Genomic DNA, 22,183 nt, shown 5'->3' with positions numbered 1-22,183 from the left:
ATATGCCATCCCGACCTTTCGCCGCCCTGCCCGACCTGGTGCGGGCGCAGGCACGGCGCACGCCCGACGCGATCGCCGTGCAGCATGAGGGCACGCTGCTCGACTACGCCACCCTGGACCTGCGAGTCTCCCGCATGACCGCCCGGTTGCGCGCCGCCGGGGTCGGGCGCGGCGACTTCGTCGGGGTCCTGCTGGAACGGGACGCCGGCCTGCTCGTGGCACTGCTGGCGGTGCACCGGGCCGGGGCGGCGTACCTGCCGCTCGACCCGTCGCACCCGCCGGCCCGGATCAGCCGGATCGCCGCCGACGCGGGATTGCGGCTGCTGGTGACCACCCGCGCGCACGAGAGCCTGGGGCTGCCGTCCCTCTACACCGACGACCCTGTGGCTGAGGCCGCCCCCGACGACGCGGCGGCGGTCGCGCTCGACCCGCAGGACCACGACGCGGCGGCGGTGGCGCTCGACCCGCAGGACATCGCCTACCTGATCTACACCTCCGGCTCCACGGGCGCGCCCAAGGGCGTCCTGGTCACGCACGGCGCCGTCGCCAACCTCATGGCCTCGATGCTGACCTGGCCCGGACTGACCGCCTCCGACGTGCTGCCCGCCGTCACCACCGCGGGCTTCGACATCTCCGTGGCCGAGCTGTTCCTGCCGCTCGTCGCGGGCGCGCGGGTGGTGATCGGCAGCGCCGAGCAGGCCCGCGACCCGCGGCTGCTCGGCGAGCTGCTGGACGCCTCCGGGGCCACCCACCTCCAGGCCACGCCGACGAGCTGGCGGATGCTGCTGGACTCCGGCTGGCGGCCGCCGCCCGGGTTCACCGCCTGGTCCGGCGGCGAGAAGCTGGAGGCCGACCTGGCCGACCGGCTGCGGGAATCGTGCGCGGTCGTCTGGAACCTGTACGGCCCCACGGAGACCACCGTCTGGTCGGCGGGCGGCCGCATGACCGGCGGTTCTGCGGACCCGGCACACGACTCAGCCGACTCCCTGGCCTCCACGGACTCCATCGAGTCCACCGACTCCTCGGACTCCTCGGACTCCGCCGGCTTCACGGGCTTCACCGCCTTCGCCGCGACGAGCCTGCACGTGCTGGACGACGACCTGGAGCCGGCCGACGAGGGCGAGCTGTACATTGGTGGCGCCGGGCTGGCCCGCGGTTACCTCGGGCGGCCCGCGCTGACCGCGGACCGGTTCGTGCCCGACCCGCACGTGCCCGGCGCGCGAATGTACCGGTCGGGCGACGTGGCGCGGCGCACCGCCGACGGCCGGCTGGAGATCCTCGGCCGGACCGACCACCAGGTGAAGATCCGCGGGCACCGGATCGAGCCGGGCGAGATCGAGGCCGCCCTGCGGACCCACCCCGGGGTCCGGGCGTGCGTTGTCCACCCGTTCGGGACGCCGCCCCGGCTGGCCGCGTACGTGGTGGGTCGGGCCGGGCAGGCTCCGGCGGCCGACGAGGTGGGTCGGGCCGGGCAGGCTCCGGCGGCCGACGAGGTGGGTCGGGTCGGGCAAGCTCCGTCGGCCGACGAGCTGCGGGCGCACCTGGCGACGACGCTGCCCGCGTACCTGATCCCGGCCGCGTTCGTCGCGCTGCCCGAGCTGCCCGTGTCGGCCAGCGGGAAGGTGGACCGGACCGCCCTGCCCGTGCCCAGCGCCGACCTGGGCGCGCCGCCGTACGCTCCGCCGGTCACCGCGACCGAGCAGCTGGTCGCCGCCAGCTGGCAGGACGTCCTCGGGGTCGAGCGGGTGGGCCGGGACGACGGGTTCCTGGCGCGCGGCGGGGACTCGCTGGCCGCCGCCAAGGCGATCTTCCGCGCCTCCCGGCACACGGGGGTACGGGTGCCGCTGCGCGCCCTGTTCGAGGCAGGCACGGTGCGCGCGTTCGCCGCCTGGCTCGACGAGGCCGTGGCCGCCGCCGCGCTCGCTCCGGCCGCCGCCGCGGTCCCGGAGTCCGGCGGCGAGGTTGCCGAGGGGCGGGTCGCCGGGCAGTGGGCGCCCGTGCCGGCCGGGGAGCGGGCGCCGCTGTCGTCCGCGCAGCTCCGGCTGTGGCTGCTGGATCAGATGGGCGACGGCGGCGACGCCTACCACGTGCCGCTGGTGCTCCGCCTGACCGGTCGCCTCGACCACGACGCGCTGCTGGCCGCCGTACACCGGCTCGCCGAACGCCACGAGTCGCTGCGTTCCCGCTACGCCTGGGACGGCGGCGAGCCCGTACAGGAGGTCATGCCGGCCGAGGCCGTCACCGTCACGGTCGCCCGCCTCCCCGCCGGCCGCGACGCCGAGACCGAGACCCGCGCGTGGCTACGGCGGTTGGTGAGCGCCGGCTTCGACCTCGAACACGCCGCCCCCTGCCGCGCCGGTCTGCTCCAACTCGCCCCGGACGAGCACCTGCTCGCCCTGGTCGCCCATCACATCGCGATCGACGGCTGGTCGCTGGACGTGCTCCAGAAGGACCTGGCCGACCTCTACAGAGCCCTGTCGGCGGGCGCCGAACCCGCCCCCGCCGGCCCGGCCGCCCGCTACGCCGACCACGTGGCCCGGCAGCGCGACCGGACCGGTGACGACGTCCACCTGGCGTACTGGCGCGACCGGCTGGCCGGGCTGGCGCCGCTCGACCTGCCCGCCGACCGGCCCCGCCCGCCCGTGTGGTCCCCGGCGGGCGCCGCGCTGCGGTTCGAGGTGGCCGCCCCGCTGCGCGCCGCCGTCACCGAGCTGGCCTCCCGGCACGGCGCCACCCCGTTCATGGCGCTGCTGGCCGCCTTCCAGGTGCTCCTCGGCCGGTACGCAGGCACCGGCGACGTCGCCGTGGGCACGGTGCTCGCCGGGCGGTCCGGACCGGAGTTCGACGAGGTCGTCGGCCTGTTCGTGAACACCGTGGTGATGCGGGCCGACCTGTCCGGCCGCCCGCCGTTCGCCGACCTGCTCGCCGGCACCCGGCGTGACCTGCTGCACGCGTACGAGCACCAGGACCTGCCGTTCGAGCGCCTCGTCCAGGAGCTCGAACCCCGCCGCGACCCGTCCCGCAACCCGCTGTTCCAGGTGATGTTCGCCTTCCAGGGCCCTGATTGCGACGACCCCGACTGGGGCGGCGGCCTGCGGGCGCGCCGCGAGCCACGGCCCGCGGGCGGCTCCACCACGTTCGACCTGACGCTCTCGGTCAGCGACGGCGCGGACGGCGGCTGGTCCGGCTACCTGGAGTACAGCACCGCGTTGTTCGACGAGGCGACCGCCGCCCGGCTGGCCGCCCACTACCGCACCCTGCTCGCCTCCGCCGTCGCCGACCCGTCGGCGCCCGTGGCCGAGCTGCCGGTGTTCGACGGCGCCGCCGCCGTCGAGGGGCCGGCCGGCGTGCCCGCCCCCGGCACCCTGACGGACCTGGTGGACGCCCGCCCACCCGGCGACCTCGCCGTCAGCTGTGGGGACGAGCGGATGACGTACGGCGAGCTGGCCGCGGCGAGTGACCGGATGGCCCACCACCTCGTCGCGGCCGGCGCGGCGCCCGGCGACCTGGTCGCGGTGCGGCTGCCTCGCGGCGTGCCGCTGCTGGTGTCGATGCTGGCCGTGGCCAAGGCCGGCGGCCACTACCTGGCCGTGGACCCGGACCACCCGCGCGAGCGGGTCACCGCGATGCTCGCCGACGCCCGCCCCCGCCTGCTCGTCACCGCAGGGTCGATGAACGGCGTGCGGCTGGACGGTGTGCGGGTGGACGGTGTGCGGGTGGTGCGGCTGGATGACGAGGCCGGTGCCATCGCCGCCCGGCCCGCCGGTCGTCCGGCCGTGTCCGTGACGCCCGCCGATCCGCTCGCCCTCGTCTACACCTCCGGCTCCACCGGCACGCCCAAGGGTGTCGTCCTCACCCACGCCAACGTGCTCAGCGCCGTCACCGGCCGCCGCGCCTACACCGAGCCGCCGCGCCGGCTGATGCTGCCGGTGTCGCCGACGTTCGACGTGTTCCTGTCCTTCGCGGCCTGGACACTCTGCTCCGGCGGCGAGCTGCTGCTGCCGCCGCCCGGTCCCCGCGCCGACCTGGACGAGCTGGCCCGCCTGGCGCGTGAGCACCGCCCCAGCCACGTGGTCTGCGGCCCGCACCTGGTCAGAGCGCTGCTCGAACACGACTCCGCCGCCCTCGCCGCGATCTCCACGGTCGTCACCGGCGGCGAGTCCTGCCCGGTCGCGCTGCTCGACGACCTGGCCCGCCGCGCCCCCGGCCTGACGCTGATCAACGAGTACGGCCCCACCGAGGCATCCTGGGGCAGCTACTTCGACACCGCCACCGGTCAGGTGCCGGAGGGCCGGGCCGCGCTGCCCATCGGCGCGCCCCCGGCCGGCTACCGCGTCCACCTGTGGGACGACAGCGGCTCCCCGGTGCCTCTCGGCGCGGCCGGTGAGATCGTCATCGGGGGCCCCGGCGTCGCCCAGGGCTACCACGGGCGGCCCGCGCTGACCGCCGCGCGGTTCGTACCCGACCCGTCCGGGCCGCCCGGCGCCCGCGCCTACCGTACCGGCGACCACGCCCGGCTCGACTCCGGCGGGCGGCTGCAGTTCCTCGGCCGCGTCGACGGACAGGTGAAGATCCGTGGCCACCGCGTCGAGCTGGGCGAGATCGAGGCCGTACTGTCCGGCCACCCGGACGTCGCCCAGGCCGCCGCCCGCCTCGACGCGGCCGGCCGGCTGGCCGGGTACCTGGTGCCCGTCCCCGGTCGGGCCGCGCCCGACGCCGCACTACTGCGCGCCTACCTCGCCGAACGGCTGCCCGAGCACATGATCCCGGCCGGGTACGTACCGATGCCCGAGCTGCCCGTCACGCCACACGGCAAGGTGGACCGCGCCGCGCTGCCCGAGCCCGGCGACGGCGCCCTCGCGCCCGCCCGGACCGGAACGCCGCCGCGCACGCCGATCGAGGAGCTGGTCGCGGAGGTGTTCGCGGCCGTGCTCGGGCTGACCGGGTGCTGCGCCGAGGACTCCTTCTTCGACCTGGACGGCAACTCACTCACCGCCGCCCAGGCCGTCGCCAAGATCCGTGCCCGGTTGCCCGTCACCGTGGGGGTGCGGGACCTGTTCGCGGCGCCGACCGTGGCCGGGTTCGCCGAACTCCTCGGGGCCCGGATGTTCGAGGCGCTGACCGCGCGAGGGACCGAGGCCGAACCGCCGCCCGCATCCGAGGGTCCCCTCGTCCGGCGTCAGGACGCCCCTCTGTCCTATGCGCAGGAACGGCTGTGGCTGCTCGACCGGATATTTCCCGGCGGCGCCGACTACGTCGCCCCGATCGCGTGGCGACTGCGCGGCCGGCTCGACCCCCCCGCGCTACGCCAGGCCCTCGACGGGCTGGTCGCCCGGCACGACGTGCTCCGCACCCGGTACGAGCTGCGCGACGGCGAGCCGCGCCAGGTGGTCGACCCGGCGACGGCACTGCCTCTGGCCCGCCACGACCTGGTTCGCCAAGGCCAGGCTTCCGGCGACACCGCCCCCCACGACCCGGCCAGTGGCCGGCGGCTGGAGGCGTTGCTCGCCGAAGAGGCCGCGCGGGGGTTCGATCTGGCCAGGGAGTGGCCGCTGCGCGCCACGCTGGTGCGGCTCGGCCCCGACGACCACGTGCTGCTGCTCACCGTCCACCACATCGCCTGCGACGCCTGGTCGCTCACCCTGCTCACCGACGAGCTGGACACCCGCTACCGGGCCGCCGCCGCCGGGAGCGCGCCGGACCTGCCGCCGCTGCCCGCCCAGTACGCCGACCACGCCGTCGGCCAGCGCGGGCAGCCCGACGACGCCGAGGCGCTGCGGTACTGGCGCGACCGGCTGGCCGGACTGCGCGACCTCGCCATGCCCGCCGACCGGCCCCGCCCGCCGGTGCGCGATCGGCGCGGCCGCACCCTCGGTTTCCGCCTCCCCGGCGACCTGGCCGCCCGGGTCAGGGCGCTGGCCCGCGAGCGCGGCGCCACCCCGTACATGGTGCTGCTGGCCGCGTTCCACCTGCTGCTGGGCCGCTACTCCGGGCAGGACGACACCGTCGTCGGCACGCCCGTCGCCCGGCGCGACACGCCCGACGAGGAGACCATGATCGGGTTCTTCGTCGATACGGTGGTGCTGCGCGGCGACCTGGCCGGCGCCCGGGTGTTCGGTGAGCTGCTCGACCGGGTCCGCGACGACGTGCTCGGCGCGTTCGCCTATCAGGCGCTGCCGTTCGAGCGGCTGGCGCAGGAGCTCGCCCCCGAACGCGACGCCTCGCGCAACCCGCTCTTCCAGGTGATGTTCTCCTACCAGAACGCCCGCGCCGCCAGTCCGCGGCTCGGCGCCCTGGAGGTCTCCGAGGTGCCCGTCGCGCCGCGGACCGCGAAGTTCGACCTGACCCTGGAGGTCGCCGAGGGCCGCGACGGGAGCCTGACCGCGAGCTTGGAGTACGCGACAGGGCTGTTCGACCGGGGCACCATGGAGGCGTTCGCCGAGCGGTACGTGTCCGTGCTCGGTCAGGTCCTCGACGACTCCGATCGGCCGCTGGACACCGTCGACCTCCTCACCCAGGCCGAACGCCACGACCTGATCACCGGCTGGAACGCCACCGCCGCCGACCGTCCCGGCCTGCCGCTGCACGCCCTGTTCGAGCGGCAGGCGGCGGCCACACCCGGCGCGACCGCCTTGGTCGACGGAACGCGCACGGTCACCTACGCCGAGCTGGACGCCGCGGCCGGTGCCCTGGCCGGGTGGCTGCGGGCCGTCGGGATCGGGGCTGAAGACCTCGTCGCGGTCGCGTTGCCGCGTGGGACGGCGCTGGTGGTGACGCTGCTGGGCGTGCTGAAGGCGGGGGCGGCGTACGTGCCGCTGGACCCCGGGCACCCGGCGGAACGGCTGACCGCGGTGCTGCGCGAGTCGCGGGCGGCGGCGATCGTCACGGACGGCGACCTCGCCGCGCGGCTCGCCACCCGGCCGCCGCTGGTCATCCCACCGCCGACCCCGCCCGCTCTCGACCCCGCACCTACTCCTGGCGCTTCACCCGCCCCGGCGGGCGCGTCGCGGGTCGATTTGGATGCGCCCGCGTACGCGATCTTCACGTCCGGGTCCACCGGCACGCCCAAGGGTGTGGTCATCACCCACCGCGGCATCGTCAACCGCGTCCTGTGGACCGTCCGCCGGCACGCCCTGACCGCGGCCGACCGGGTCCTGCAGAAGACCACGATCGCGTTCGACGCGGCCGGTTGGGAGATCTTCGCCCCGCTGGCCGTCGGCGGCGCCGTCGTGCTCGCCTCCCCGGGCGCCGAACGCGACCCCGCCCTGATCGTCGCCGACGCCGCCACCCACGGCGTGACCGTGCTCCAGGCCGTCCCGTCGATGCTCGGCCTGCTGGCCGAGGAGCCCGGCCTGTCCGACTGCGCGGCCCTGCGCCTGGTGTTCTCCGCCGGTGAGCCGCTGACCGCCGACCTGTGCGCGCGGCTCGCCGCCCGGGTGCCCGCGGAGCTGCACAACACGTACGGGCCGACCGAGTGCTCCATCGACGTGACCGCCTGGCCGTACCGGCCGGGCGTCACCACCGGCGGCCACCTGTCCGGCAAGGGGACCGTGCCCATCGGCGGCCCGATCGACAACACGGCGATCCGCGTCCTCGACGCGGAGTCCCGCCCGGTGCCGGTCGGCGTGCCCGGCGAGCTGTGCGTCGCCGGGGACGGCCTGGCGCGCGGCTACCTGCACAACCCGGCCCAGACGGCCGCCCGGTTCGTGCCCGACCCGTACGGCCCGCCGGGCGGCCGCGTGTACCGGACCGGCGACCTGGCCCGCTGGCGGGCCGACGGCGCGATCGACTTCCTCGGCCGCCTCGACCACCAGGTCAAGGTACGCGGCGTGCGCGTCGAGCCGGGCGAGGTCGAGGCCGTCCTGGCCGCCCACCCCGACGTGACCGCCGCGGCCGTCGCCGCCGGGGCCGACCCGCACGGCGACACCCGCCTCATCGCGTACGTGCTGCCGGCCAGCCGGCCCGACCTGTCCGTGGACAAGCTCCGGCTGTACCTGTCGGAACGGCTGCCCGAGCCGATGGTGCCCGATGCCGTCGTGGTTCTGGACCGCTTCCCGTACACGCCGAGCGGCAAGCTGGACCGGGCGGCGTTGCCCGCGCCGGACGCCGCGCTGTTCGTCCCGCGCGGCGGAGAGTACGTGGCGCCGCGCGACCCGGCCGAGGAGGTCATCGCCTCGGTGTTCGCCGACGTGCTCGGGCTGGAGCGGGTCGGTGTGCACGACAGCTTCTTCGCCGCCGGGGGCAACTCGATGCTCGCCATGCGGGCGGTGTCGCGGCTGCGGGAGACGTTCACGGTGCCGGTGACGATGGGGGCGCTGCTGGACGCGCGGACGGTGGCCGAGCTGGCCAGGCGGCTGTCGGCCGCCCAGCCCGCCCAGCCCGAGCCGTCCGGCCCGGTCCCCGCCGCCGCCCGACCGCCCGCCGGCGCCCCTGGTATCGCTCCCACCGGCACCGCTCGCACCGGCACGGCTCCCACCGGCTCCATGGAAATCGGCACCGCTCCCACAGGCTCCGTGGAGATCGCCTCGGACGCGACCGCCGGATCCGCTCCAGGCGCCGCCGGGGAGCACGTGCCCCTGTCCGCCGCGCAGCGCCGCATGTGGCTGATGTACGCGATGGACCCCGCCGGCACCGAGTACCTGGCCCCGATCGCGCTGCGCCTTCGCGGCACGCTCGACGAGGCCGCCCTGCTGGCCGCCGTCGAGTCCGTACGCGACCGGCACGCCATCCTGCGCACCCGGTACGAGGCCGCGGACGGCGAGACCCGCCAGGTCGTCGACCCGCCAACCCCGCTCAAGCCGTACCGGGTGGACCTGTCCGGCCGCCCGGACCCCGAGCGGCAGGCCGCGGAGCTGGTCGAGCGGTGGGTCGCCCGCCCGTTCGACCTGGCGGCGGAGGCCCCGCTGCGGGTGGCGCTGGCCAGGGTCGGCACCGACGACCACGTACTGCTGCTGCTCACCCATCACATCGCCTGCGACGGCCGCTCCCTCGACGTCATCGCCCGCGAGCTCGGCGACGCCTACAACGCGCTGCGCGCCGGCGAGCGGCCGGCCCCCGAGCCGCTGCCCGTCCAGTACACCGACTACGCCATCTGGGAGAACGGTCCCGAAGCCGGACAGGCCCGCCGCCGGCGGCTGGCCCGCTGGCGGGCGGAGCTGGCCGGCGTGCCCGCGCTCGACCTGCCGCTGGACCGGCCCCGGCCGCCGGTGCGCGACCCGCGCGGCGCCGTGCACACCTTCCGGATCCCGGCCGGCGTCGCCCGCCCCGTCCTCGAACTGGGCCGCGAACGGGCCGCCACCCCGTTCATGACCTGGCTGGCGGCCTTCCAGGCGCTGCTCGGCCGCTACACCGGCCGCACGTCGTTCCTGGTCGGCGCGCCCGTCGCCGGGCGGGACCTGCGCACCGTCGAGAACCTCGTCGGCTGCTTCGTCAACACCATGCTCACCCGCGCCGACCTGTCCGGCGAGCCGGACTTCGGCACCCTCGTGGACCGGGCTCGCGAAGGCGTGCTGGCCGGCCTCGACCACCGCGACGTGCCGCTGGAGGACCTCGTGGACGCGCTCGGCGTCGAACGCGACCTGTCCCGGGTGCCGCTGCTCGACGCGATGCTGGCCGTCGAGGACACGGCGCTGACGCCGTACCGGCTGGACGGGCTGGCTGTCGGGCCGTTCCCGGTGACGCGGCGGGCGGCGATGTGCGACCTGACGCTGACCCTCGGCGAGGGGCGCGACGGGGAGTGGACGGCGGAGTTCGAGTACGCGGCCGCGCTGTTCGAGCCCGGCACCGTGGCCCAACTCGCCGAGCACTTCCTGCTGCTGCTCGGTGCGTGCGCCGCGGACCCCGCCGCCCGGCCGTCGGACGTGCGGCTGGTGGACGTGGACGAGCCGGACGAGCCGTTCGCCACTCCGCTGGTGGCCGCCGCGGTCGCCGAGTGGGCCCGCCGTACGCCCGGCGCGGTCGCCCTCACGGAGGCGGGCGGCGACGGCGGGACCGGGACCTACACCTACGCCGAGCTGGACCGGCTGTCGGGGCACCTGGCCGCGCGGCTGGTGGCGGCGGGGGTGCGGCCGGGGGAGTGCGTGGCGTCGTGCCTGCCGCGCGGGTCGCTGGTGGCGGTGTCGCTGCTCGGCATCCTGCGGGCCGGGGGCGTGTACGTGCCGGTGGACGCCGACTCGCCGCCGGAACGGCTCGCCGCGCTGCTGGCCGACATCGCCCCTGTCGCCGTCGTGACGGACCTGGGAGTGACCGGCCCGTCCGTGCCGGTCGTGGCGGAGGGCGCGCCGCCCGACGTGCCCCTGCCCGAGCCAGACCCCGGCGACCTGGCGTACATGATCTTCACCTCGGGCTCCACCGGCCGTCCCAAGGGCGTGCAGGTCGAGCACGGCTCGTACGCCCAGCACTGCGTCGTCCAGGCCCGCGCCTACGGCCTCGAACCCGGGGACGCCTTCGCCCTCATGGCGTCCGTGACGTTCGACGCCTCGCTGGACCAGATCGCCGCCACCCTGATGGCCGGCGCGACCGTCGTGGTCGCCGACCCCCGCGCCACCCTGCCCGGTGACCTGGCCGACCAGCTCACCCGCAGCGGCGTCACCGTACTCGACGTCACCCCCGCCTACTACCGCGAGCTGGTCGGCGCGCTGCGCCCCGGCGACGGCCGGCTGGCCGGGCTGCGGCTGATGAGCGTGGGCGGCGACGCCGTGACCTACGCCGACGCGGCGATGTGGGCCGCGACCGGCCTGCCCGCCGGCTTCCACACCGGCTACGGGCCCACCGAGGCCACCATCGCCGCCACCGCTCACACCGTCACCGACCTCGGCGAACCCCCCGACACGCTTGTCCCGCTCGGCCGCCCGCTGCCCGGCACCGGCGCGTACGTCCTGGACACGAACCTGTCGGCCGTCCCGCACGGCGTCGTCGGCGAGCTGTACGTCGGCGGCAGCCGGGTCGCCCGCGGCTACCACCGCGCGCCCGCCCTGACCGCCGCCCGCTTCCTGCCCGACCCGTACGCGCCACTGCCCGGCGCCCGCATGTACGCCTCCGGCGACCTGGTCCGCCGCCGCGCCGACGGGATCATCGAGTTCGTCGGCCGCGCGGACCGGCAGATCAAGATCCGCGGCTTCCGGGTCGAGCCCGGCGAGATCGAGGCCGTCCTGGCCACCTGCCCAGGGCTGCGTACCGGCGTCGTGGAGGCCAGACGCTCCCCGCTCGGCGACCTGCGACTCGTCGGCTACGTCGTCGCCGAACCCGGCGTCACCCCCACCGACCTGGCCGCCCACCTGCGCGAACGGCTGCCCGACTACATGGTGCCCGCCGCCTGGGTGGAGCTGCCCGCCCTGCCGCACACCCCGAACGGCAAGACCGACAGAAAGGCCCTGCCCGACCCCGACTGGAGCCGCCCCCAGCCCGCGAACCGCTACACACCGCCACGTACCGAGATGGAGGAGTACGTCGCCGACGTCTGGGCCGCGGTCCTCGGCCTGGAACGGGTCGGCCGCGACGACGACTTCTTCGTCCTGGGCGGCAACTCGCTGCTCGCCTCGCGGGTGCTGCTGCGCCTGCGTGAGGCGTTCGACCTGCCCCTGTCCCTGCGTCAGATCTTCGAGGCGCGCACCGTCGTCGCGCTCGGCGAGCTCTTGGAGCACGCCATCACGGAGGAGATCTCCCACTGGACGCGGGAGCAGACGATGTCCCTGCTCTCCGAAGGAGACCAAGCATGACGACCACGACGCCGCCGGACGCCGGGCTCTTGGTGCGCCGCTACCTCGACCGGAGCCGGCGCTCCAAGCCCACACTCATCACCGCCCGCACCGACCGAGACCGCCCGCCGCCACTGTCGGCCGGCCAGCGCCGCCTCTGGCTGCTCGACCGGATCCGCCCCGGCGGCACCGAGTACCTGGTCCCGGTGGCGCTGCGGCTGCGCGGCCCGCTGGACACCGCCCGGCTGCGCGCCGCGCTCGACGGCCTGGCCGCCCGCCACGAGATCCTGCGCACCCGGTACGCGGAATCCGGCGGCGAGCCGTACCAGCTCGTCGACCCGCCCGGCCAGGTGCCGCTGACCAGCGTGGACCTGTCGGCGGAGCGGGACCTGCGGGTGCGCGGCATCGTCGCCGCCGGCACCCGCCGCCCGCGCCCCGCCTTGGACGCGCTGCTCGCGCAGGAGGGCGAACGGCCCTTCGACCTGGCCGCCGAGTGGCCGCTGCGCGCCACGCTGTTCGCGCTGCCCGGCGGCGAGCACGTACTGCTGCTGACCGGCCACCACATCGCCGTGGACGGCGTCACCATGGACGTGCTGGTCGACGAGCTGTGCGCGGAGTACGCCGGCGGCGTCCCGGCCGCGCCCGCCCTGCAGTACGCCGACTACACCGACTGGCAGCGGGCGTTCCTGGCCGGCCCGGCCGCCGCCCGCCAGCTCGGCTACTGGACGCGGCGGCTGGCCGGCGTCACCCCGCTGGAGCTGCCCGCCGACCGCACCCGCCCCGCCGAGTGGGACGCCGCGGGCGACGTCGTCACCTTCGACGTGCCCGCCGCCGAGGCCGCCGCCGCGCTGGCCGAGGGGGCGCGGCGCTCGGCCACGCCGTTCATGACGCTGCTCGCCGCCTTCTGGGCGGTCCTCGGCAGGTACGCGGGCACGGACGACATCGCCGTCGGCACCCCCGTCGCCGGTCGGAGCAGGGTGGAGTTCGAGCGGCTGCCCGGCTACTTCGCCAACACGCTCGTGCTGCGCGGCGACCTGTCCGGCGAGCCCTCGTTCGGCGACCTGGTCGGCCGGGCGCTGACCGCCGTCACCGAGGCGTACGACCACCAGGACGTGCCCTTCGAGCGGATCGTCGAGGAGCTGCGCCCCGGCCGCGACCTGGCCGTCAACCCGCTGTTCCAGGCCCTGCTCACCTACCGCGAGGACACGGCGGCCGCCCGCGCCGCCGGGACGCTGGCCGTCGCCGAGGAGCCGGTCGGCTGGTCGCCCGCCCGCGTGGACATCGCCCTCGACCTCACCCTGCGGCCCGACGGGTCGCTGCGCGGCGCGCTCGTCTATCCGACGGCGCTGTTCACCCGGGCCACCGCAGAAGGGCTGGCCGGGCACCTGGTCACGTTCCTGCGCCGGGCCGGCCGCACCCCCGGCGTGTCCGTACGCGAGATCGCCCTCACCTCCACGGCTGAACGCGAACGCCTGCTGACCGGCTGGAACGCCACCACCGTGGACCGGCCTCCGCACTGCCTGCCCGACAGGTTCGCCGCCCGCGCCGCCCGCGACCCCAACGCCGTCGCCCTCGTCACCCCTGCGGGGCCGTACGGCAAACTCGACGCCGCCGCCGGGACCATGACGTATGGCGAGCTCGATGCCTCTGCCGGGACCATGACGTATGGCGAGCTCGACGCCGCCGCCAACCGGCTCGCCTGGCTGCTGCGCTCGCGCGGCGCCGGACCCGAGAGCCGGGTGGCCGTCTGCCTCGACCGCTCGGCCGACCTGGTGACCGCGCTGCTCGCCACCGTCAAGGCGGGGGCCGCGTACGTGCCGATCGACCCCGAGTACCCGCGCGACCGGATCGCCTACCTCGTCGCCGACTCGGCCGCCCACGTGGTGCTGACCAGCGCCGCGCACGCTCACCTGTGCCCGCCGGACGCCGTCGTCCTCGACGGGCTCGACCTGGCGGCGTTCCCGGCGACACCGCCGCCGGTGCCGCGCGACCCCGACGGCGCCGCTTACGTCATCTACACCTCCGGCTCGACCGGGCGGCCTAAGGGCGTCGTCGTCTCCCACCGGGCCATCGCCAACCGGCTCGACTGGATGCAGGACGCCTACCGGCTGACCCCGGACGACGCGGTGCTGCAGAAGACGCCGTTCGGGTTCGACGTGTCGGTGTGGGAGTTCTTCTGGCCGCTGGCCGAAGGCGCCCGGCTGGTCGTCGCCGCGCCCGGCGGGCACCGCGACGGGGAGTACCTGCGCGACGTGATCGTCGGCGAACAGGTGACCGTCTGCCACTTCGTACCGTCCATGCTGCGGTCCTTCCTGGACGTGCCCGGCGTCGGGGCGTGCACCTCGCTGCGAGACGTCATGTGCAGCGGCGAGGCGCTGCCCGCCGACCTGGCCGGCCGCTTCCACGACCTGCTCGGTGCCCGCCTGCACAACCTGTACGGGCCCACCGAGGCGGCCGTGGACGTCACCGCCTGGGCGTGCCGGCCTGGGTGGGCCGAGGCGCGGGTGCCCATCGGCGGGCCCATCGACAACATCGCCGTGCACGTCCTGGACGAGGCGATGCAGCCCGCTCCGGTCGGTGTGCCGGGGGAGCTGCACATCGGCGGGGTCGGGCTGGCGCGGGGGTACCTGGGGCGGCCGGGGCTGACGGCCGAGCGATTCGTGCCGAACCCGTACGGAACGGGGCGCCTCTACCGGACCGGGGACGTCGTGCGGCGGCGGGCCGACGGGACGCTCGACTACCTGGGGCGGCGGGACCACCAGGTGAAGATCCGGGGGCACCGGATCGAGCCGGGGGAGGTCGAGTCGGTGCTGCTGGAGCATCCGGGGGTGGGGGCGGCGGCCGTGATCGTGCGCGACGACCGGCTTGTGGCGTACGTGGTCGGCACGGCCTGTGCGGACGGCTCTCGTACGGACGGCTCCTGTGAGGACAGTGCTTGTGCGGACGGCTCTCGTGTGGCGGGGGCCGGTGGTGGCGGGCTGGACGGCAGGGAGGTGCGCGGGTGGCTGGTCGGGAGGTTGCCCGCCTACCTCGTGCCGGCGTTCGTGGTGACGCTGGACGCGCTGCCCGTCTCCGCGCACGGCAAGCTCGACCGCGACGCCCTTCCGGCGCCCCGGGCCGCCGAGGCGGACGACGCGTTCGTGGCGCCCCGCGACCCGGCCGAGCGGGCCGCCGCCGACGCCTGGGCCACCGCGCTGGACCTGCCCGTCGTCGGCGTTCACGGGAACTTCTTCGAGCTGGGCGGCGACTCCATCCGGGCGCTGCGGGCCATCGGGCTGCTGCGCGAGGCCGGTTGGGAGGCGGGCGTGCAGGACGTGTTCCGGCACCAGACCCCCGCTGCCCTGGCCACCGTCATGACCCCCGGAACGTCCGCCGGACACGTCCCCTCTGTGCCGTTCGCCCACGTCCGTCCCGCCGACCGGGCGCTGTTGCCACCTTCGGTGGTCGACGCGTACCCGCTCACCCAGGTGCAGGCCGGCATGCTGGTCGAGCTGGCCGCCGATGGCGAGCTGAGCCCGTACCACAACGTCACTTCCTACCTGGTACGCGACGATGGGCCGTTCTCGCTCGGGGCCCTGACCAAGGCCGCCGAGACGCTGGCCACCCGGCACGACGTTCTGCGTACCTCCTTCGACCTGGCGGCGTACTCCGAGCCGATGCAGCTCGTACACCCCGAAGCTCGCACGCACATCACCGTCGAGGACCTCACCGCGCTGCCCCCCGCCGAACAGCGGGCCGCCGCGGACGCCGCGCTCGACCGGGAGCGACGGCAGCCGTTCGACCTGGGGCGCGCTCCCCTGTGGCGGTTGTACGCGCAGCGGCTCGACGAGCGGCGATGGCGACTCGGCTGGGTGGAATGCCACCCGATCCTCGACGGCTGGAGCCACAACTCGCTGCTGACCGAGCTGCTGGAGGTGTACCGGGCGGTCCGCGACGGCCGGCCGGTGCCCGAGCCGGCGCCGTGTCCCGTCCGGTTCGCCGACGCCGTCGGGCTGGAACGGGCCGCGCTCGCCTCGGCCGAGCAACGCGACTTCTGGGAGAGCCGGGTGCGCGGCTTCGAACGTCTCCGGCTTCCCGAGGCGTGGACCACGGACATCGCCTTCGAGCGTCCTCCCGACGCGCGGACCGCGGACATCCCCGGCCCGGAGGCTTTCGCCGATGATCCGTTCCCCTACGACCTGCGGGTGCCGGTCGGGGAGCTGATGCCGGGGCTGCGCGCGCTGGCGAAGGCCGCCGGGGCGCCGCTCAAGAGCGTGTTCCTGGCCGCGCACGTGCGCGTCATGAGCATGGTGACCACGCAGCGGGCGTTCCGTACCGGGCTCGGAGTGAACGGGCGGCCCGAGGTGGCCGGTGGGGATCGGGCGCGCGGCATGTTCCTGAACGTCGTCCCGTTCGCGACCGGCACCGGCGCGGCCACCTGGCGCGGGCTGGTGCGGGAGGTGTTCGCGGAGGAGACGGCGCTGTGGCCGCATCGCCGCTTCCCCGCGCCGGAGACGCAGCGGCGGTGGAGCCCGGACGAGCCGCTGATCGACGTGCTGTTCAACTATCTCGACTTCCACGTGCTGGACCGGGACGCGCTCGACCTGACCGAGACCGACGACCGCAGCGCCACCGACTTCGCGCTGGTGGTGTCCACGGAGCCCGGCGCGGTGGTGTTGTCCGCCTCGCCGCGCGCCGTCCGGCCGGCGTGGGGGGAGCGGCTGGCCGCGCTGTACGCGTCGGTGCTCGCCGCGATGGCGGCCGACCCGGACGGGGACGCGCAGGCCGACCTGCTCTCGCCGGCGGAACACCCCGTCGCCCTGGTCGGCGGGGCCGCTCGGGCTGACCTGCTCCCGTCACCCGAACACCGCCTGGCCCCGGCCGCCGGGAACACCGCGCCACCCTGGCCAGGGCTGTCGATCCACGAGCTCTTTGCCGCGCAGGCGGCCCGGACGCCGGACGCGATCGCGGTGGAGTTCGCGGTCGCGTCCTCGCCGGTCTCAAGCCCGCCACTCGTCGGCCGCACGGGCGCCTCGTCCACGGCGGGGTCGTCTGCGGCGGGGTCATCTACAGTGCGCTCGTCTACGACGGGCTCGTCTGCGGCGGGGTCATCTACAGTGCGCTCGTTCATGGCAGGCGGAGGCGAACCGGAGCGGCTGACCTACGCGGAGCTCGACGCCGCCGCGAACCGCCTGGCGCACCGGCTCGCCGGCCGTGGCGTGCGGCCTGGAGACGTCGTCGGGATCTGTCTGGACCGCTCGCCCCACCTCATCGTGGCCGTCCTGGCCGCGCTCAAGGCGGGTGGCGCGTACCTCGCCCTGGACGCGACCGACCCGCCTGTCCGGCTCGCCGAACTGCTGGCCGACGCGGCGCCCCGGCTCGTGATCACCTCCGCCGACCTCGCGAGCGCCATCGGGCACCCGAACACGATCCTCCTCGGCGAGGCGACCGAGGCGACCGAGGCGACCGAGACGACTGAGACCAGGGAGAGGACCGAGACGACCGAGACGACCCAAGCGGCCGAGGCCACCGGCGGCGGTCCGGCCGCACCGCCGCACGCGCCGGTCACGCCTGACGACCTGGCGTATCTCATCTACACCTCGGGCTCGACCGGCCGGCCCAAGGCCGTGGCGGTCCCGCACCGGGGAGTGGTCCGGCTGGTCACCGGCCAGACCTACGCCGAGTTCGGTCCCGGGGAGGTGCAGCTGCTGCACTCGCCGATCACGTTCGACGCCGCCACGTACGAGATCTGGGGCGCGCTGCTGCACGGCGGCCGGCTGGTCGTCGCTCCGCCCGGCCTGCTGGACGCCCGCGAGCTGCGCGAGGTGATCACCCGGCACGGAGTGACCTGCACGTTCGTCACGCACGGACTGTTCAAGCTGATGATGGACGGGGACCTGACTGGCCTGCGCGGCCTGCGCACCCTCATCACCGGCGGCGAGGCCGTCTCCGCCGAACATCTCGAACGCGCCCGCCGCGCCCTTCCGGCCACCCGCCTGGTGAACGCGTACGGACCCACCGAAACCACCACGTACGCCACCTGCCACCCCCTCGATCCCGGCCGACCGGTCACCGGGCCCGTCCCCATCGGCCCGGCCATCGCCCACACCACCGCGTACGTCCTCGACCACTTCGGTCGGCCAGTCCCACTGGGCGTACCGGGCGAGTTGCACATCGGCGGCCCCGGTGTGGCCCGCGGCTACCTCGGCCGACCGGCGCTCACCGCCGACCGGTTCGTCCCCGACCCCTTCGGTCCCGAACCCGGCGCGCGGCTCTACCGCACCGGCGACCTGGCCCGGCTGCGGCCGGACGGCGGGTTCGATTTCCTGGGGCGGATGGACGACCAGCTCAAGATCCGCGGTCACCGCATCGAGCCGGGCGAGGTCGAGGCGGCCATGAACCGGTATCCGGACGTCCGAATGGCCGCGGTGGCCGCCCGCGAGATCACCCCGGGCGACCGGCGGCTGGTCGGGTACGTCATGCCCGGCACCATCGACGTGTCACAGCTGCGCGTCCACCTCGGCGGGCTGCTGCCGGCGCACCTCGTGCCCGACCACCTGGTGGCGCTCGACGCGTTCCCGATGACGGCGAGCGGCAAGGTGGACCGCGCCGCCCTGCCCACTCCCGGAGGGCACCGTCCCGACCTGGGCACCGCGTCCGCGCCGCCCAGGGATGGGTTGGAACGCGCGGCGGCCGAGGCGTTCGCGGCCGTGCTGGGGGTGGACGCGATCGGCAGGGAGGACGACTTCCTGCAGCTTGGCGGGCACTCGCTGGCGGCCATGCGGGCGGCGGCGCGGCTTGAGGCGGGCGCGGGCGTCCGAGTGACGGCCCGCGACATCATGCTCCACCGCACGGTCGCCGCCCTCGCGGCGGCTCTCACCTCCCTTCCCGGTACGACGTCCTTTCCCGGTACGGCGGCTGTTCCTGGGACGGCGGCTCTTCCCAGGACGACGGCCATCTCGCCCGCTCCAACCGGCACGGACACCGTTCCGCTGGCCTTGGCCGGGGCGAGCGTCGGCGCGGGCGCGGCGCCCTCGACCGGTGGCGGTGGCGGTGGCGTGACGCTGTCGACCGGTGCTGCGGGCGTGACGCCCTCGATCGGTGGCGTGGACGAGGCGCTGTCGACCGCTGGTGCGGGCGTGACGCTCTCGATCGGTGGCGGTGGCGTGGCACCTTCGACCGGCAGCCCGGACGCGGCGCCTTCGACGGGCGGTGCGGTCGTGGTGCGGGAAGGGCTGGGCCGGGCGGCAGTGTGGTTCCGGGCGTCGGGGGAGCGGGCGCCGCTGTTCGCCGTGCATCCGGGCGGCGGCAGCGTGCACTGGTACCGCGAGCTGTCCCTCCGGTTGCCGGGGGACCGCCCGTTCGTGGCGCTTCAGCATCCCGGGCTCGTGGACGAGGACGCCGCCGCCACCCCCGTCCGGCGGCTCGCGGAAGCGTACCTGACCGAGGTGCGGGCCGCGCAGCCCGCGGGGCCGTACCGGCTGTTCGGGTGGTGCGGCGGGACCGGGGCCGTGTGGGAGATGGCGGCCCGGCTGCGCGACCTGGGCGAGGAGGTCGAGCTGCTGCTGCTCGACCCGTGCCTGCCCGCCATCGACGAGCCGCTGCACCTGCGGCTGCTCAGACGTGGCGAAGCACTCCTCGCGGCCCTGACCGCCAGCGGCGACGGCAAGACGCGGGCGGCTGAGCTGGCCGCCCGTGACGATGGCAGGTTGCGGGCCGAGCTGGCCGAGGTGCTGGCGGCAGTCGTGGACGACAACGACGGGCGACCGATCACCGAGGAGGATCTGCACGAGGACTGGGCGCCCCGGCTGCGGCTCTGGCGCGGCATGGCCGAGGCCGCCCAGCTCGACCGGCCTCGGCCCGCCGAAGTGCCCGTCGAGATCATGCTCACCGACGACCTGATGGGCGACGGGCACGACGCCAAGGGCGGCCTCACACACGAGGCGTACCTGCGCGAATGGCGCCGGCTACGCGGCGGGGACGTGCCGGTCGGCCGGTTCCGTCACGGCCACTTGGACGTGATGGCCCCGCCGCACGTGGACGAACTGGCCGCCCACATCGCGCGCTGGCTTGACCGAGCGGATCAGCCGGAGCGGACGGATCAGACGGAGCCGATGGATCAGACGGAGCCGATGGAGCGGGCGCACCGGACCGGCCGAGCGGGGGAGGCCCGATGAGCGCGCTGTCCGCCCTGTCCGCCTCCGCCCTGCCCGCCGCGACCGTGACCGCCGCGACCGTGACCACCGCGACCGTGACCACCGCGTCCGCGACCGCCTCCACCATGGCCGCGACCGCCTCCACCGCGACCGCCGTGACCCCCTCCACCGCGACCCCTTCCACCAGGAGGGCGGCCCTCGGGGGCCGGGGCGGGAGCGTGCGGGAGGAGCTGCGGCGCCTCGGGGCCGGTACGCCGCCCACCCCGCTCGTCTGCGTCGGCGCCGAAGTGAAAGGCCGCCAGGTGATCGTACGGCTGAAGCTCGAAGGAGCCGGCACCTGGGGCTCCATCAAGGATCGCACCGCTCTCAGCCTCCTGCGTTCGGTTGCCGACCGGCTCGATGTGCCGGGCGCCGCCCTGGTCGAGTCCACATCCGGGAACCTCGGCGTCGCCCTGGCGTCCGCGGCCCGCGCGCTCGGGATCTCGTTCACCGCCGTGGTGGACCCCAGCCTGTCGCCCGTGCTGGCCGAACGGATGACCGGCCTGGGCGCCGTACTGTCCGAGGTCAGGCTGCGCGACGCCCAGGGCGGCTACCTGTCGGCCCGCCTGGACCGGGTCGCCGCGCTGCTGGCCGCCGACCCCGCCCTGGTCTGGACCGACCAGTACCACAACCCGGCCAACCCGCTGGCCCACTACCAGGGCACCGGCCCGGAGCTGCACAAGCAGGCGCCCGGGTCGATGGACGCGGTGTTCGTGGCCGTGTCCACAGGCGGCACCCTGGCCGGGCTCGGCCGGTACCTGCGCCAGCGGCGGCCGAAGGCGCGGGTGATCGCGGTGGACGTGCCGGGGTCGCGGGTGTTCGCCGATCCGGCGGGTACCCGGCTGCTGACCGGTATCGGGGCGTCGCGGCCGTCGGCGTTCCTGCGGCCGGGGGACTGGGACGACGTCGTCATCGTGGACGACGCCGATGCCGTCTCCCACTGCCACGCCCTGGCCGGAACGACCGGGATCAGGCTCGGCGGCTCCAGCGGGGCCGTACTCGCCGCCTGCACCCGGTACCTGGCCGAACACCCGGAGATCACCTCCCCGGTCTGCGTCTGCCCCGACTCCGGCGGCAACTACACGCAGACGCTGTACGCGCCCATGTGGCTGGCGGATCGCGGCGTCGAGGTGACCCGCGACCTGCCCGCCGCGTTCCTCACCCGAGAACACTCATGAGCGCCGCACCGGCGGAGGACATCCCGGGGGTCCTGCCCTCCAGGGCGCAGGCCGCGTCGTCCGTACCTGCCGAAAAGCAGGCCGCCCTGTCGGTACTCGCTGAGACTGCCCTGTCCCTACCCGCCGGGACGCGGGCTGCCCTGTCCGTGCCCGACGGGACGCGGGCTGCCCTGTCCGTGCCCGCCGGGACGCGGGCTGCCCTGTCCGTGCCCGCCGGGACGAGGTCCGTGCGGCCCGGTGCGCCCGTCGTGAGCGTGTGGTGGGCACGCGTCGCGGACGCCAGGGACAGCCTCGCCGCGCTGCTCGACCCCGCCGAACGGGCCAGGTACGAGGAGTACCGCCGCCCCGCCGACCGCGCGAGGTTCCTCACCGCCGCCGCGCTGCTACGCCTGGTCGTGGGCCGGATGCTCGACGTGGCCCCCGAACTGGTGCCCCTGGACCGGTCGTGTGACCGGTGTGGGCGCCCGCACGGTCGGCCCCGCCTGCCTGCCGGGACCGGCGCCCCGTCAACCTCCTGGGCCTCGGCTCCCGTCCTGTCGGTCTCGCACGCCGGGGACAGCCTGGTCGTGGCCGTCGGTGTCGGGGTAGAGGCGGTCGGCGTGGACGTCGAGGCGATCGACCACACCCTCGACATAGGCGAACTCGTCGGCGTCGCCCTCACCGAGCGGGAGACCCGGGCCCTGGACGCGCTCGACCCGCCCAGCCGGGCGTCGGCGTTCCTGCGGCTCTGGACCAGGAAGGAGGCGGTCCTGAAAGCCCTGGGAGTCGGCCTCGACCACGCCCCTGACCAGGTGGACGTTCTCGGCACGGGAGAGCCGGTGCGCGTCATGACGGAACAGGGGGAGGCGACGCTGCTGTCCCTCAACCCGCCCCCCGGATACCACGCCAGCCTGGCGGTGATCCGCGGCCCGGTGCCGATCGTCGAGTGCGACGGCACCGGCCTGCTCGCCGGCGGAACCCAGAAGGAGCACCTCTGGACCGGCCTCCCAGGGTGAGCTCGAGGGTTGTCCGCGAGCCCTGGTAGGAGCGGACCGGGACATCGAGCGTGAGCGATCACGACAAGGCGTCCCGGTCCACCGCGCGGCGCTGCCGGTGGTGGACGGCGAGCAGACCGGTCGCGGTGCATGCCATGGGC

At 75.5% G+C, this 22,183-nt stretch carries 4 protein-coding genes; all 4 read left to right on the top strand.

What is annotated here, in order from left to right; genetic code table 11:
* Positions 1–2: 2 nt before the first annotated feature.
* Genes ACQP2T_RS52785 through ACQP2T_RS52770 form a run of 4 tightly spaced genes read left to right on the top strand, consistent with a single transcriptional unit; the run spans position 3 to position 22,043 of the window.
* Positions 3–11,717 carry an amino acid adenylation domain-containing protein gene (locus ACQP2T_RS52785; RefSeq protein WP_433512347.1) on the top strand — a complete coding sequence of 3,905 codons (11,715 nt, stop codon included), beginning with the start codon at positions 3–5 and terminating at the stop codon, positions 11,715–11,717.
* Positions 11,714–19,852, top strand: a complete 8,139-nt coding sequence (locus tag ACQP2T_RS52780) for an amino acid adenylation domain-containing protein (protein WP_433512346.1) — start codon at positions 11,714–11,716, stop codon at positions 19,850–19,852. Before ACQP2T_RS52785 ends, ACQP2T_RS52780 begins: the two co-directional genes overlap by 4 nt.
* Positions 19,849–21,048, top strand: a complete 1,200-nt coding sequence (locus ACQP2T_RS52775; protein WP_433512345.1) for a pyridoxal-phosphate dependent enzyme — start codon at positions 19,849–19,851, stop codon at positions 21,046–21,048. Before ACQP2T_RS52780 ends, ACQP2T_RS52775 begins: the two co-directional genes overlap by 4 nt.
* A complete protein-coding gene (locus ACQP2T_RS52770; protein ID WP_433512344.1) occupies positions 21,045–22,043 on the top strand; it encodes a 4'-phosphopantetheinyl transferase family protein in 999 nt (332 codons plus the stop codon). Before ACQP2T_RS52775 ends, ACQP2T_RS52770 begins: the two co-directional genes overlap by 4 nt.
* Positions 22,044–22,183 lie beyond the last annotated feature (140 nt).

Origin of the sequence: Nonomuraea sp. CA-143628, assembly GCF_050942315.1 — a bacterium.
Taxonomy (GTDB): domain Bacteria; phylum Actinomycetota; class Actinomycetes; order Streptosporangiales; family Streptosporangiaceae; genus Nonomuraea.
Note: the sequence above shows the minus strand (reverse complement) of the source record. Positions and strands in the feature narration are given on the sequence as shown.